We start from the raw sequence: 14,358 nt of genomic DNA, 5'->3' as shown, positions 1-14,358 counted from the left end.
TGCAGGCAGCTGCACGTTTCGGCGCACCGCGCGACGAAAGAGGGAATCCGTGGCCAATTCGGTGAGGGGTGGTGGGCCGAATGCGGCCGACATCGGGCTCGCCCTTTATCAGACACTGCGCAGCCAGGGGGCCGTCGCGCCGGACAAGGCGGTGGCCGCGCTCGGGCTGACCGAGGCCGAGGCGGAGGCGGGCTGGCAGGAGCTCCAGGAGCTGGGGCTCATACGCCCGAGCGACGGGTCGGGCGCGCTGGACGCGGTCGAGCCGGACACCGCCCTGATCGAGCTGCTGGCCCGGCAGCGGGCGTCGTTGCGGCGCCAGCGCGACGAGCTGACCTCGATGGTCTCCGCCGCGGAGTCGCTGATGGAGCGCTACCGCCCCGCGGTGCTGCGGGAGAACGCCGAGATCGAGGTCGAGCTGCTGACCCGGGACCACCGGCGGCGCCAGTTCCTGCGGGACTTCGACGCGACGATCACCGAGACGGCCAGCTGGATGCACCCCGGCCCGCTGCCCTCCAGCGAGGTCCTGGCGAGTTCCCTCACCGCCGACAGCGAACTCATCGCGCGCGGTGTCAAAGTCCGCGCCATTTATGGCCAGAGCATTAATTCAGCACCCAGGCAACGTAAATACCTGTCGGACCTCACTGCCGCGGGAGTGGAAGTCCGGCTCGCCCCGCAGGTGCCTTTCGATCTGCTGATGGCGGATACACACAGCGCTTTGGTACTGGCGAATCAGGATGAGCCGCTGGGCCCTGCGATTGTGATCCGGGGGCCCGCGCTGGTGCGTTCGTACGTGGCGATGTACGAGGATTGCTGGCTGCGCTCGGTCCCTTACAGCGTGAACACGTCGCCCGCTCCGGAATCCGACAGCGAGCTGACCGAGCAGCACCGTACGACCATGAGACTGCTGGCCAACGGCCTGACGGACGAGCGCATCGCCCGGAAACTCGGGGTGTCACTGAGGACAGTGAGCCGTTTGGTTTCCGAGATCATGCGCTATCTTGAGGCGGACAGCCGATTCCAGGCGGGAGTCCTCGCGGCGGCTCATGGTCTGATCTGACACGCCTCCGGTGACGCGAACCGGACGGGCGCATTCACGCCATGGCGGATATACGCACATGCGTCACCTGGTTCGATGCAGGTTGCATTTGCCATCATTGGGAAAGTCATGTGTCCCTACTTCATAGTGAGCACGTCACACTCTCTGCCCACCTAAGGATTACGATGTCGCGGATCCGGCGTTCGACCCATGTCTCCGCTGTAGCAGCACTGGTGCTCGCTCTGTCGTCGGCTGCCGGCACGGCTGTTGCTGCCGACTTCTCCTCCGCACCCGCACCGGCGCCCGCCCCCATCGCCAAGACCGGCCCCGTCTCGCCCGACGGCTGGTTCCCGGGAGCGACGCCTGCCGGGTGGTTCCCCGGTTCCACCACGCTTACCACCACGGTTACGCCTGCCGGGTGGTTCCCTGGTTCCGTCACCACGGTCTCGCCCGCCGGGTGGTTCCCCGGTTCCGTCACCGCGGTCACCCCCGCGGGCTGGTTCCCGGGCCTGGCACCCGCTGGATGGTTCCCCGGCACCATCCAGGTCTGAGCACCCGTTCCGAGCACACCGCCGAGAGCGCGGACACAGCACCGCGCGGCCCGTGATGATTCGCGGACCGCGCGGTGCTTTGTGCATTTTCGTGGGGGGATGATTCCCTACGGCCGGTGGGCCTGGGTCGGGGCTCGGGTCAGGACCCGACGGAGGCCGTCGCGGCCATGAGGGCTTCGTGCGGCCTGGCGACGGCCAGGGCGCGCTGGAGCACGGTGTCGATGTCGGTCGCCGCGTCGTCGGCCGCCGGATGCACGGCGAGCCAGCCGAGGTGGCGACGGAGGAAGGCCGCGAGGGCCGGCACCGTCCGCAGGGGGAGGCGGACGGTGCGGCCCTCGACCATCAGATCGGCCCAAGAGGCCAAGGTGTCTCGAATGGCAGCGCGTGCCTCGACTGCCGGCCCGTTCAGGGGGATGCCGGGCCGGTCAGTGCCGGACAGTCTGTCGCCGGGGTCCTGCGCGCCTACGAGTGCAACCTCAAGCTCGCCGTATACCCGGGGAAGCAAGGCGAGCTGCCGATCCAAACGCTCCTGGCAAGGAACGCAGAGCGCAGGGTCCGTGTCGACACACAGGTGGCCGGTTCGGAACCCGTAGTCATGCACTCCACTGTCCCTTCTCGTTGCCGGGGCGGTGATTACAGACAACCAGCACGGCCGGTTCCGGACAATGTCCCGGAACCGGCCGGATCCTGCCATGGCGCGTTCGCGCATCTAGGCACCTTCGCCGCTGGTCAGCCGGGTGGTCGCCACCACGGCCGGTGGGTCAGCGGGGCAGGTTTGCCTCGATCGCCCCAATCACCTCGTCAGCCTCGGGAACGACGCGCGGACGGAAGCGGGCGACGGCCTCGCCCGAGCCGTTGACCAGGAACTTCTCGAAATTCCAGGTGATATCTCCCGCTTCGCCCTCGGCGTCGGCCAGCTGCGTCAGCTCGGCGTAGAGCGGGTGCCGGTTCGCACCGTTGACGTCCGCCTTGGCGAGCAGCGGGAAGCTCACGCCGTAGGTCGTGGAGCAGAAGGTCGCGATCTCCTCGGCGCTGCCGGGCTCCTGGGCGCCGAACTGGTTGCAGGGCATGCCGACGACCGTGAAGCCGCGGTCGGCGTACTGCTTCTGCAGCCGCTCCAGCGCCTCGTACTGCGGGGTGAGGCCGCACTGGGACGCGACGTTGACGAGCAGCACGACCTTGCCGGCGTGCTCGGCGAGCGTGGTCGCGGTGCCGTCGAGGGTCTGCAGCGGGATGTCGTGGAGGGTGCTCATCGGCGGGGGCTCCTTCTGCTTGCGGCCCGGGTGCGGGCACTGGACGCGCGCCCGGCGGGCACGGCGGGCTCGGCCACGGTCAGGCCGAGGGTCTGGGCGAGGGCGGGTGCGAGGTCGAGCAGCTGCGCGGGGGTGATCACCGCGCCGCGCAGCGACTCGTAGCCGTCGGCCAGGTCGATGGTCAGGGCGCCGCGCAGGTCCGCGTCCTTGAGCACGGCGCGGCCGAAGCGGGCCCGCTCGACGCGGGTGCCGGGGAAGGTCACGCCCTCCAGCCGGGCCTCGCCGAAGTCGACGTCGCGCAGCACGCAGTCCTCGAAGACGACGTCGTGCAGCGCGGTCGCCCGCAGGTTGACGGAGTCGAGCTTGCAGCGCACGAACGTGACGCGGCGCAGCACCGCGTCGTACAGCTCGACGCCTGCCAGCGAGCTGCCGAGCACGGCGGTGTCCAGCCACTGGCCGCCGGCCAGGGTGCAGCCGGTGAGGCGGCAGCCGGACAGCCAGGCGTCGTTGAACCGCGCCCCGCGCAAATCCGTGCCGGTCAGCACGCAGTCGCTGAGCGCGGCCTCCAGGAAGCGGGCCCCGGCGGCTCGCGCACCCTCGGGCGCGTGCAGGCCGTCGAGGTGGACGGTGTCGTAGTCCCCCTCGACCTCCAGCCCACCGCTGTGCGGTACGAGCGCGGAGGCGTACGGCAGCTCTGCGAGCGTCTGCGCGACGGCGGCATGGGGCTGTGCGTTCACCCCGCCACCCTACGCGGGCGGGGCGACCGTCTTTCCCCCACGCGGGGGGGCGCCTTCCCCGGCGCGGGGGGGGCGAGCGCTTCCCGCTGCGCGAGGCGCCTTCCCCGGGCGGGGGGGCGAGCGCTTTCCGCTGCGCGGGGCGCCTTCCCCGGGCGAAGGGGCGACCGTCTTTCCCCCACGCGGGGGCGCCTTCCCCGGCGCGGGGGGGGGCGAGCGCTTTCCGCTACGGGGGGCGCCTTCCCCCGGCGGGGGGGGCAACCGTCTTTCCCTCACGCGGGGAGGGCGCCTTCCCCGGCGCGGGGGCGAGCGCTTTCCGCTGCGCGGGGCGGTGAGCGTTTTTAGGGGCGCGGGGAACTGCGCGAGCAACCACCCACCGGCCGGTGGTCCGGGAACGACAGCAACTGCCCCTTCGGGCCGGTGACGACGTGACGGCACGTCGTGGCTGGCCGCGCAGTTCCCCGCGCCCCCAAACGCTCGCCCGGCGCGGCAAGCGCACCCGCCCCTGGGGCGTACCCGGCGGCGCAGGCGCAGCCTGGAGGGGGCTTGCCCCGCGCGGGGGCATATGGCGCGGCCCGGCGGGCGACATGAGCTATATGTCGGCCCCGCCTTGCTAGGTTGCCGACATGAGCGCTACCTCGGCCAAAGCCGCCCCCGCCGCGGAGCGGGTCGCGGCGCGGCCGCGCGGGCGCGGGGTGGAGCTGTCGCTGACCGTCGCGGCGGTGCTGGTGTCGGTGTACGGCTACGCGGAGGTGGGCCTCGCGACCGCGGGCGCGGTCCCGCCCGGCGCCGCCGGGTACGGCGCCGGGCTCGCGCTGCTCGCCGTCCTCGCGCATGTGGCCGTACGCGCCCGGGCCCCGTACGCCGACCCGCTGCTGCTGCCGATCGCGGTGCTGCTCAACGGGCTGGGCCTGGTGCTGATCTACCGGCTGGACCTGGAGCCGTCGCTCGGGCCGGCCGCCGCGCCCGCGCAGCTGGTGTGGTCGACGCTGGGCATCACGCTGTTCGTGCTGGTCGTGCTGGCGCTGGACGACCACCGGGTGCTGGCCCGCTACGCCTACCTGGGGGTGACGGCGGCGCTCGCGCTGATGGTCGCGCCGATCTTCTTCCCGGCCGTCAACGGCGCCAGGATCTGGATCCGGGTGGCCGGATTCTCCATCCAGCCCGGCGAGTTCGCGAAGGTGCTGCTCGCGGTGTTCTTCGCCGCCTACCTCGCGGCCAACCGCGCCGCGCTCGCGTACACCGGCCGTACCGTGCTGGGGCTGCGGCGGCTCCAACTGCCGACCGGGCGGGTGCTGGGGCCGGTGCTGGCGATCTGGCTGCTGAGCGTCGGGGTGCTGGTGCTGGAGCGCGACCTCGGCACCTCGCTGCTGTTCTTCGGGCTTTTCGTGGTGATGCTCTACGTCGCGACCGGGCGCACCGGCTGGGTCGCGGTGGGGCTGCTGCTGAGCGCGGCGGGCGCCTTCGCGGTCGGCTCCCTCGAACCGCACGTGCACGGCCGGGTCGAGGACTGGCTGCACCCCTTCGCGAGCGTCCGCGCCGGGCTCGGCCCCGGCCAGCTCGCCCAGTCCCTCTACGCCTTCGGCAACGGCGCGGTGCTGGGCACCGGGCTCGGCCAGGGGCACTCCGCGCTGATCGGCTTCGCGGCCAAGTCCGACTTCGTCCTCGCGACCGCCGGCGAGGAGCTGGGCCTCGCCGGGCTGTGCGCGCTGCTGGGCCTGTACGCGCTGCTGGTGGCGCGCGGCCTGCGGGCCGGGCTGGCGCTGCGCGACCCCTTCGGGCGGCTGCTCGCGGTCGGGCTCGCGGCGATCGTGGCGCTCCAGGTCTTCGTGATCGCCGGCGGGGTGACGGACCTGATCCCGCTCACCGGCATGGCGATGCCCTTCCTGGCGCAGGGCGGCTCGTCGGTCGTGACCAACTGGATCATCGTGGCGCTGCTGATCCGGCTCAGCGACAGCGCGCGCCGCCCGCCGCCGGGAGAGGACGCCCCGCTGTGACCCGCTGCATCCGCCGCTGCGCCCTGCTGATCCTGCTGCTCGCGCTGGCGCTGCTGGTCAACGCGGTGCGGGTGATGGTCGTCGAGTCCGGCTCCTACGCCGCCGACCCGGCCAACCGCCGGATCGCCATCGCCCGTTACGCGCACCCGCGCGGCTCCATCCTGGTGGGCACCGCACCCGTGACCGGCGCCCGCGACACCGGCGGCCAGCTGGCGTACGCCCGCACCTACCGCGACGGCCCGCTGTACGCGCCCGTCACCGGCTTCGCGTCGCAGACGTACGGCACCTCGCTGCTGGAGGGCACCGAGGACGGGCTGCTGTCCGGCACCAGCCCGCAGCTTGCCTCGGCGCCGCTGTGGAACGAGATCACCCGCAACCGGCAGCGCCCCGGCGACGTCCACACCACGATCGACGCCGCCGCCCAGAAGGCCGCCTACGCGGGGCTCGCCGGGCGGCGCGGCGCGGTGGCCGCCCTCGACCCGGCGACGGGCCGGATCCTGGCTCTGGTCACCTCGCCGTCCTACGACCCCGGGCTGCTGTCGGCCACGGGCGAGGCGGCGGCCGCGCAGTGGAAGAAGCTCAACGACGACCCGGCGCAGCCCATGCTGGACCGGGCGATCCGGCAGACCTACCCGCCCGGCTCGGCCTTCAAGGTGGTCACGGCCGCGGCGGCGCTGGAGTCCGGCGCGGTCACCGACCTCACGGCGCCGACCGACTCCCCCGACCCCTACCGGCTGCCGGGCACCGCCTGGTCGCTCACCAACGAGGGCCGCGGCTGCGCGGACGCGAGCGTGCTGGACGCCTTCCGGGTCTCCTGCAACACCGTCTTCGCCAAGCTCGGCGCCGACGTGGGGCTCGACGCGATGGTGCGGCAGGCGCAGGCCTTCGGCTTCAACGACGCGGGGCTGCGCATCCCGCCGGGCGTCGCGAAGAGCAACTTCGACACGAGGATGAGCCCGGACCAGGTCGCGCTGTCCTCGATCGGGCAGTTCGACACCACGGCCACCCCCTTGCAGATGGCGATGGTCGCGGCGGCCGTCGGCGACGGCGGCGAGCTGATGCGCCCCTACCTGGTCGACCGGGTCACCAACCACTCCGGCGCGGTGGTGGCCCGTACCGAGCCGCAGCGGCTGCACCGCGCGGTCTCGCGCTGGACGGCCGGGCAGTTGCAGCAGCTCATGGAGGCCGTCGTGACGGACGGCACGGGCACCAACGCGGCGATCCCGGGCGCGGTGGTCGGCGGCAAGACCGGCACCGCGCAGCACGGCGTGGGCAACAAGGGCACGCCGTACGCGTGGTTCATCAGCTACGCCCGGCCGCAGGGCGCGGGCCGGGCGGCCGTGGCCGTCGCCGTGGTCGTGGAGGACGCGGAGGCGGCCCGCGCGGACATCTCCGGCGGCGGCAGCGCGGCGCCGATCGCCCGCGCGGTGATGCAGGCGGTGCTGTCCGCGCCGCGGCCGTAGGCCCGCGGAGTGCTCAGCGGACCTTCGGGAAGCTGAAGGCGTAGTGCTGCTGGGCCAGCCAGGTCAGCGACTGGTCGAGGGCGGCCACGGTCTGCGAGCGGTCGCCGCCGCCGTCGTGGAAGAGGATCGTCGGGCCGTTGGGGATCTCCGACTTGACCGTCGCCACGATCGTCCCGACGCCGGGCCGGGAGAAGTCCTTGGTGTCGACGTTCCAGCCGAGCGGCCGCAGGCCGTGCTGGGCGGCGATCTGGCGGCTGGCGGGCGTGAAGGCGCCGCCGGGGGCCCGGTAGTACTGGACGGGGGCGTTGCCGGACGCCTCCTCGATCATCGCGAGCGCGTCCAGGATCTCCTTCTGCTGGTACGCGACGGGCTTGTGGTCCATCGACTCGTCGTGGGAGACGGTGTGGTCGCACAGCCGGTGGCCCTCGGCCACGACCCGGCGCACCAGGTCGGGATGGGCCTTGGCCTGCGGGCCGATCATGCAGAAGGTCGCGTGCACGTGGTGCTTCTTGAGGACCGCGAGGACCTTGGGGGTCCATACGGGGTCGGGGCCGTCGTCGATGGTGATGTTGACGGCCTTGCCGGGTATCTCGGCCGCGTGCACGATGTCGATCGGCACCGGGGCGACCGGCGGCGCGGACGTGGTCGGCTTCGACGACGGCTTGTGCGGGGCCGTGGAGTGCCCGGCCGGGCCGCCCTTGCCGCCGCCGCTGCCGCCCTTGCCGTCGCCGCCCTTGCCGTCCGCCGTGTTCTTCCCGTCCCCCGCCGACGCGGCCGCCGCGGTGCCGCTGCTGCCGCCGCCCGGCGCGACCAGCGCCGACACCACGGCGGCGAGCACGACCACCACGACCGCCACCCCGACCACCAGGGCGCGCGGTGCGCTCTTGATCCGCTCCGGCGTCAGCCGCCCGGCCGTTGTCCGCCAACCCGTCATGTTGTGTGACCGCCCGCCCACTTCGTCGTCCGACGTCCCGTTTCCGCGGTTCAGCGTCCCTCACCTGCTCCGCGAACGGATAGATGCGGTCGCCCACGGTACGGTTCCGCGACGACGACGCATCCAAGGGGTCGTTACAGGATCCGGACGTATCGTCGTATCGCCCCCTCCACCTGGGGGGAAACGATTCAGCTCGGCGGATCCTTCAGGCCCGTGCAGCCGCGCAGGTCCTCGTAGCGGTCGGTGATCGTGCGGCCCGCGGCGCCGGTCTGCGGCTCGGGCACGCCGTGGCCGTCGACCAGGGCCGGGGTGAAGACCGCCTTGGCGACCTTGCCGCCGGTGACGGTGAGTGTCGTCACGCCGGTCTGGTCGGAGTGCGGGTAGGGCGAGGAGCCGTACCAGAGGAAGTTGCCGAAGCCGTAGGCGACATAGGTCGGGCCGAGCATGCCGGAGCCGAGCATGACGTGCGCGTGCGTGCCGACGACGGCGGTCGCGCCGGCCTCGGACAGATCGGCGGCGATCGACTTCTGTTCCGGGCCCGGGCAGCTCTGCCCCTCGGTGCCCCAGTGCAGGTAGACCACGACGACGTCGGCCTGCTTGCGCGCGTCCCGTACGGCCGCCAGCAGCTTGGGACGGTCCAGCGCGGAGGCTATGCCGGGGCGGTTCGGCCCGGCGCGGAAGGCCTGGTTGGTGTAGTCCTGCACCTGGCTGGCGGCGACCACGGCCAGGCGCACCCCGTGGACCGTGGTGACGTACGGGCGGTAGGCGGCCTTGTCGTCGGGGCCGATGCCGACGACGGGTATCGGCGAGCTGCGCTGGGCCGCGAGGCTGTCGGTCAGGCCCTGCGGGCCGTAGTCGACGGCGTGGTTGTTGGCCATCGTCACGGCGTCTATGCCGGAGCGCTGGAGGGCGCCGAGCGCGTCCGGCGAGGTGCGGAAGTGGTACTTCTTCGGCTGCGGGGTGCCGCGGGTGGTGATCGCGGTCTCCAGGTTGACCATCGAGAAGTCCGCGGCCGTCAGCGCCTTCGACATCGGGCCGAGCGCGGGGTCCACGCCGAGCCGGTTCGCGGTGCGCTCGGTGAAGTGGACGTCGCCGGCGAAGGCGAGGGTGATCGTGCCGGCCGGCTCGTGCGCGGCCGCGGTGGCCGTGGCCTTCGCCGTCGCGGACGGGGCCTTCGTGGCCGTCGCCTGCGGGGTGGCGGCGGCCCCGGCGGGGCTGCCGCCGCGGCCGAGCACCGCCCAGCCGGTCGCCACCGCGGCGACGACCACGACCGACAGGCCGACAGCCGTGTTCCTGCGGCGCCGGCGGCGTGCCCTGGCCCGGCGGGCGGCGCGCCGCGATATCGGCCCTTCGTTGGTCATCGGACAAGCGTACGGTCCTACGACGACGCTTCGGCCCCCTGGGTGATGGTTTCGGTTACTTCGGTCACCCGGGCCTGCTCCTCGGCGGCGAAGCGCTCGGCGTCCATCCGCTCGGCGATCTCCTCGTCCTGCGTCATGAGCAGGTCCAGGTTGGAGTCGCCCAGCTCGAAGACGCCGAGGTCGACGTAGGCCTTCTGCAGCCGCGGGCCCCACAGGCCGATGTCCTTCACGCACGGCACGATCCGCGAGAAGAGCAGCTTGCGGAAGAGCCGCAGGAAGTCGGAGGACTCGGTCAGCTCGGCGGCCTCGGCCGCGGGGATGCCGAAGTTGCGCAGCACCTCCAGGCCGCGCAGCCGGTCGCGCATCAGGTAGCAGCCCTCGATCACGAACTCCTCGCGCTCGCGCAGTTCGGCGTCGGTGAGCTGCTTGTAGTAGTCGCGCAGCGCCATCCGCCCGAAGGCGACGTGCCGGGCCTCGTCCTGCATGACGTAGGCGAGGATCTGCTTCGGCAGCGGCTTGTCGGTGGTGTCGCGGATCATACCGAAGGCGGCCAGCGCCAGGCCCTCGATGAGCACCTGCATGCCCAGGTAGGGCATGTCCCAGCGGGAGTCGCGCAGGGTGTCGCCGAGCAGCGACTGGAGGTTGTCGTCGATCGGGTAGAGCATGCCGATCTTCTCGTGCAGGAAGCGCCCGTAGATCTCGGCGTGCCGGGCCTCGTCCATGGTCTGGGTCGCCGAGTAGAACTTCGCGTCGAGGTCCGGCGCCGACTCCACGATGCGCGCGGCGCACACCATGGCGCCCTGCTCGCCGTGCAGGAACTGGCTGAACTGCCAGGAGGCGTAGTGCTGGCGCAGCAGGGCGCGGTCGGCGTCGCCCATCGCGTCCCAGTAGCGCGAGCCGTAGAGCGACATGGCCTCGTCGGGGGTGCCCAGCGGGTCGTGCGGGTCGACCTCCAGATCCCAGTCGATCCGGCGCATCCCGTCCCACTGCTTGTCCTTGCCCTTCTGGTAGAGGGCCAGCAGCCGGTCGCGGCCGTCGTCGTACTCCCAGGTGAATCTGGCTGCGCCCTGCGCCGGCACCTCCCAGGACCACTCGGCGGGCTCGGTGGTGTAGCGGCCTTGCGTCGACATGGGGCGGCTCCAATCGCCTGTGCCGGGCGGAAAGTCGGGCCGTGCGCCGCGCGGACGTTCGTGCGCGGGGTCTTGACGGGCTTGTTGACACAGAGTCTCATAAGACCCGTACCGCTGGTAACCCTCGTGCACCGGAGGACTGTTCGGCATGGACGCCACACTGACCGACCGCGAGAGGACCGCGGAACGCCTGCTTGCGGCGTCCGCGAAGCACTCCTTCGACCCCGACACCGAACTCGACTGGGAAGCGCCCTTCGAGGAGGGCCGCTGGTTCTGGCCGCCCGAGCTGCTCTCGCTCTACGACACCCCGATGTGGCACCGGATGAGCGACGAGCAGCGGATGGAGCTGAGCCGGCACGAGGCCGCGTCGCTGTGCTCGATCGGCGTGTGGTTCGAGACGATCCTCATGCAGCTGCTGCTGCGCCACACCTACGACCTCGACCCGACCAGCGGCCACGTCCGCTACGCGCTCACTGAGATCGCCGACGAGTGCCGGCACTCCAAGATGTTCGCCCGCGCGGTGACCAAGCTGGGCACCCCGGCGTACCGGCCGAGCCGCTTCGACCAGCAGCTCGGGCGCGTCCTCAAGACCGTCTCCACGACGCCCGGTTCCTTCACCGGCACGCTGCTGGCCGAGGAGATCCTGGACTGGATGCAGCGGCTGACCTTCCCGGACGAGCGCGTCCAGACCCTCACCCGCGGCATCACCCGCATCCACGTCGTGGAGGAGGCGCGGCACATCCGCTACGCCCGCGAGGAGCTGCGGCGGCAGATGGTCACCGCCCCGCGCTGGGAGATCGAGGCCACCCGCCTCACCTCCGCCCAGGCCGCCCGCGTCATCGCCCGCTCCCTCATCAGCCCCCAGGTCTACGCCGAGGTGGGCCTCGACGTGAAGGAAGCCGTCACCGCCGCCCGCACCAGCCCCCACCGCCAGGACGTGATGCGCCAGTCCGCGAAGCGCCTGATGGACTTCTTCGACGAGATCGGCCTCATCCGCGGCCCCAGCCGCCGCATCTGGAAGGCCTCGGGGCTGACCTCCGCATGACGGGTCCCGCCGCGGTCACGCCTTGTCGAAGAGGTGGGCCGCGGCGGGGGTGAGGGTGGTCAGGCGGGTGAGGAGGGTGCCGGCCGGGCTGGTGGGGGTCTCCTGGGGGAGGGCGGAGGCGGCGGCGCGGGCGGTTTCCGGGTCGGTGGTCGCGGTGACCAGGAGGAGGCCGGTGAAGTGGTCGACCAGCCAGTCGCGCAGCTCGGTGCGGGACGGCTCGCGGCCCTCGTCGATCCACATCAGGGACACCGCCTCGACCGAGGCGATCCACGACCGCACCATCATCGCCAGCCGCGGGCCCGGCCGCGTCACGCCGAGGTGGTGCAGCACCTGCTCCGCGGCGCGGCGCCGCACGCCGTCCACGATCGCGCTCGTACGGCTCGTCTCGGCGACGCTGCCGCCGCCCAGCAGGGCGCCGTACGCGGGGGCGTGCTCCTCGACGTACGCGAGGTAGCGGTCGAGCGCGGCGGACAGCCGCTCGGTGGGCGGGCCCTCGGCGGCGACCGCGAAGCGCCCGATCAGCTCGTCGGCGGCGCCGAGCACCGCGGCCTCGTAGATCTGCTGCTTCCCGCCGGGGAAGTAGCGGTAGACCAGCGGGCGGGACACGCCCGCGGCGGCGGCGACGTCGTCGATCGAGACGTCCTCCGGCCGCCGGTGGCCGAACAGGTCGACGGCCGCGGCCAGCAACTGCGCGCGGCGGGCCTCGACGTCCATTCTCCGGTAAGCCACCGCCCCACCTTATGGCCCCGCGGCCCGGATGCACGTTCGGGCGGCGCCTTGCGCGGGGGCGGGCGGCCCCGTGGGAGGGTGGCCGGGTGAGGCATGAGGAGACGGAGTTCAGCGGGGGGCCGCTCGACGGGCGGGTCATCGAGGTCGTCGTGGGGATGACGGGGCAGCCGCCGAAGGAGTACGTCGTGCCCGTGGAGGGGCACCGGTACGTCTACCACCGCGTCCCCGGTGTCAAGGGGGAGAACCGGACGCCGTGGGTCTTCCGCTACGACCCCGAGGGCAAGCCGGCCCCGGGGCCCAAGTGGCCCTGGTCGCGGCGCGGCTGACGAGCCGGGGGATTTGGTCCGGACCATTGACACGATTGGTCTAAACCTGTTTGCTGCGCGGTAGGCCCACGGGCAACCGCACGGCACACTCCCCCGCACCGCACCCGCGAAGGAGCATCCCCCCATGCTCAGCACGCTCAGCAGGAAGAGACCCCTGGCAGCGGCGTCGGCCGCGCTCGCCGGCGCCCTGGCCGTCGGCGGCCTGGTCGCCCTCGCCCCGTCCGCGAGCGCCGGGGAGTTCCTGGCCAACGGCGGCTTCGAGTCCGGCAGCCTGACCGGCTGGACGTGCGACGCCGGCGCCTCCGCCGTCACCGGGCAGGCGCACAGCGGCTCGTACGCGCTGAAGGCGACGCCCTCCGCGTCCGCCACCGGACAGTGCAAGCAGACCGTGAGCGTCGCGCCGAACACCACGTACACGCTGACCGCGCAGGTCAACGGCTCCTACGTCTACATCGGCGTGGACGGCGGCACGAGCACCTGGACACCCGGCAGCGGCGGCGGCTACACGCAGCTGAGCGTGTCCTTCACGACCGCGGCCACGCAGACCAGCGCGAGCGTCTTCGTGCACGGCTGGTACGGCCAGCCCGCCTACCTCGCGGACGACATCTCGCTCCAGGGCCCCGGCGGCGGCACCACCACGCCGCCGACCACCCCGCCCACCACCCCGCCGACGACGCCCCCGACCACACCTCCGACCACGCCGCCCACGACACCCCCGACGACCCCGCCCACCACCCCGCCGGGCAACGGGAGCCTGCCCACGCACGCGCTGGTCGGCTATCTGCACGAGACCTTCGCCAACGGCTCGGGCTACACCCGCCTCGCGGACGTGCCCGACAGCTGGGACATCATCGACCTGGCCTTCGGCGAGACCAGCTCGCCGACCTCCGGGCAGATCCACTTCAACCGCTGCTCGGTCGCCGAATGCCCCTCGGTCGAGTCGGACGCCGACTTCAAGGCGGCGATCAAGGCCAAGCAGGCCGCGGGCAAGAAGGTGCTGCTGTCGATCGGCGGCGCCAACGGCGAGGTCCAGCTCACCACGACGGCCGCCCGCGACGCCTTTGTCTCGTCCGTCGCCGCGATCGTCGACCAGTGGGGCCTGGACGGCATCGACATCGACTTCGAGGGCCACTCGCTGTCGCTCAACACCGGCGACACCGACTTCAAGAACCCGACCACCCCGGTGATCGTCAACCTGATCTCGGCGCTGAAGACCCTCAAGGCCCGCTACGGCAGCGGCTTCGTGCTGACGATGGCGCCGGAGACCTTCTTCGTCCAGCTCGGCTACCAGTTCTACGGCTCCGGCCCGTTCGGCGGCCAGGACCCGCGGGCGGGCGCGTACCTGCCGGTGATCTACGCGATGCGGAACGACCTGACGCTGCTGCACGTCCAGGACTACAACTCCGGTCCGATCATGGGCCTGGACAACCAGTACCACACCATGGGCGGCGCGGACTTCCACATCGCCATGACGGACATGCTGCTCACCGGCTTCCCGGTGGCCGGCAACACCGCCAACATGTTCCCGGCCCTCGCGCCCTCCCAGGTGGCCATCGGCCTGCCCGCCTCGACCACCGCGGGCAACGGCTGGACCGCGCCCGCCGCGGTCGACCAGGCCCTGGACTGCCTGACCAGGAAGACCAGCTGCGGCGGCTACACCACCCACGGCCAGTGGCCCGCCCTGCGCGGCCTCATGACCTGGTCGATCAACTGGGACCGCTTCAACAACGCGGAGTTCTCCAAGAACTTCGACAGCTACTTCGGCTGACACCCGGGCCGCCCCGCGGCGGCCCCCCAGA

At 72.3% G+C, this 14,358-nt stretch carries 13 protein-coding genes; 6 read left to right on the top strand and 7 right to left on the bottom strand.

Annotated elements, in window-relative coordinates; genetic code table 11:
* The first annotated feature begins 49 nt into the window (after positions 1–49).
* Positions 50–1,057 (top strand): LuxR C-terminal-related transcriptional regulator, encoded by a 1,008-nt coding sequence (locus ACH4SL_RS12680; protein WP_398444371.1) that lies wholly within the window; start codon positions 50–52, stop codon positions 1,055–1,057.
* A gap of 669 nt (positions 1,058–1,726) precedes the next feature.
* On the opposite strand, the gene ACH4SL_RS12675 is transcribed toward ACH4SL_RS12680, so the two are convergent.
* The 3 genes from ACH4SL_RS12675 to ACH4SL_RS12665 form a co-directional block, all read right to left on the bottom strand.
* On the bottom strand, positions 1,727–1,951 hold the full coding sequence (locus tag ACH4SL_RS12675; RefSeq protein WP_398444369.1) for a hypothetical protein: 225 nt from the start codon (positions 1,949–1,951) through the stop codon (positions 1,727–1,729).
* Between the two features lie 397 nt (positions 1,952–2,348).
* Positions 2,349–2,840 carry a glutathione peroxidase gene (locus ACH4SL_RS12670; protein WP_398444367.1) on the bottom strand — a complete coding sequence of 164 codons (492 nt, stop codon included), beginning with the start codon at positions 2,838–2,840 and terminating at the stop codon, positions 2,349–2,351.
* Positions 2,837–3,577: a pentapeptide repeat-containing protein gene (locus ACH4SL_RS12665; protein ID WP_398444365.1), complete on the bottom strand. Its 741-nt coding sequence runs from the start codon at positions 3,575–3,577 to the stop codon at positions 2,837–2,839. The genes ACH4SL_RS12670 and ACH4SL_RS12665 overlap by 4 nt, the downstream gene beginning before the upstream one ends.
* 623 nt (positions 3,578–4,200) lie before the next feature.
* Between ACH4SL_RS12665 and ACH4SL_RS12660 the strand changes: the two genes are divergently transcribed.
* Both ACH4SL_RS12660 and ACH4SL_RS12655 read left to right on the top strand, forming a co-directional pair.
* The gene (locus ACH4SL_RS12660; protein WP_398444362.1) at positions 4,201–5,571 is read left to right on the top strand and encodes an FtsW/RodA/SpoVE family cell cycle protein; all 1,371 of its coding nucleotides are present in this window, start codon (positions 4,201–4,203) and stop codon (positions 5,569–5,571) included.
* On the top strand, positions 5,568–7,034 hold the full coding sequence (locus tag ACH4SL_RS12655; protein ID WP_398444360.1) for a penicillin-binding transpeptidase domain-containing protein: 1,467 nt from the start codon (positions 5,568–5,570) through the stop codon (positions 7,032–7,034). Before ACH4SL_RS12660 ends, ACH4SL_RS12655 begins: the two co-directional genes overlap by 4 nt.
* A 13-nt stretch (positions 7,035–7,047) precedes the next feature.
* Here ACH4SL_RS12655 and ACH4SL_RS12650 read toward each other — a convergent pair whose 3' ends face one another.
* The 3 genes from ACH4SL_RS12650 to ACH4SL_RS12640 all read right to left on the bottom strand — a co-directional run bounded on the left by ACH4SL_RS12650 (position 7,048) and on the right by ACH4SL_RS12640 (position 10,459).
* Positions 7,048–7,968 carry a polysaccharide deacetylase family protein gene (locus ACH4SL_RS12650; protein ID WP_398444358.1) on the bottom strand — a complete coding sequence of 307 codons (921 nt, stop codon included), beginning with the start codon at positions 7,966–7,968 and terminating at the stop codon, positions 7,048–7,050.
* 188 nt (positions 7,969–8,156) lie between these two features.
* Positions 8,157–9,329 (bottom strand): CapA family protein, encoded by a 1,173-nt coding sequence (locus ACH4SL_RS12645; RefSeq protein ID WP_398444356.1) that lies wholly within the window; start codon positions 9,327–9,329, stop codon positions 8,157–8,159.
* A gap of 17 nt (positions 9,330–9,346) precedes the next feature.
* Positions 9,347–10,459, bottom strand: coding sequence for a ferritin-like domain-containing protein (locus ACH4SL_RS12640; RefSeq protein WP_398444354.1), 1,113 nt, complete (start codon positions 10,457–10,459; stop codon positions 9,347–9,349).
* Positions 10,460–10,607: 148 nt separating this feature from the next.
* Between ACH4SL_RS12640 and ACH4SL_RS12635 the strand changes: the two genes are divergently transcribed.
* Complete coding sequence (locus tag ACH4SL_RS12635; protein WP_398444352.1) at positions 10,608–11,504, top strand: diiron oxygenase; 897 nt, start codon at positions 10,608–10,610, stop codon at positions 11,502–11,504.
* Between the two features lie 15 nt (positions 11,505–11,519).
* Here ACH4SL_RS12635 and ACH4SL_RS12630 read toward each other — a convergent pair whose 3' ends face one another.
* Entirely contained in the window at positions 11,520–12,218 is a 699-nt protein-coding gene (locus ACH4SL_RS12630; protein WP_398445300.1) for a TetR/AcrR family transcriptional regulator, read from the bottom strand.
* A gap of 101 nt (positions 12,219–12,319) precedes the next feature.
* Here ACH4SL_RS12630 and ACH4SL_RS12625 point away from each other — a divergent pair, with 101 nt between their 5' ends.
* Together ACH4SL_RS12625 and ACH4SL_RS12620 are read left to right on the top strand one after the other, a co-directional pair.
* Complete coding sequence (locus ACH4SL_RS12625) at positions 12,320–12,559, top strand: hypothetical protein (protein WP_398444349.1); 240 nt, start codon at positions 12,320–12,322, stop codon at positions 12,557–12,559.
* A gap of 124 nt (positions 12,560–12,683) precedes the next feature.
* A complete protein-coding gene (locus ACH4SL_RS12620; protein WP_398444347.1) occupies positions 12,684–14,327 on the top strand; it encodes a chitinase in 1,644 nt (547 codons plus the stop codon).
* Positions 14,328–14,358: the final 31 nt, after the last annotated feature.

Source organism: Streptomyces sp. NPDC021020, from assembly GCF_044333285.1.
In the GTDB taxonomy this organism is placed as follows: Bacteria; Actinomycetota; Actinomycetes; order Streptomycetales; family Streptomycetaceae; genus Actinacidiphila.
The sequence above is the reverse complement of the archived record's forward strand: the minus strand, read 5'-3'. Positions and strand labels throughout refer to the sequence as shown.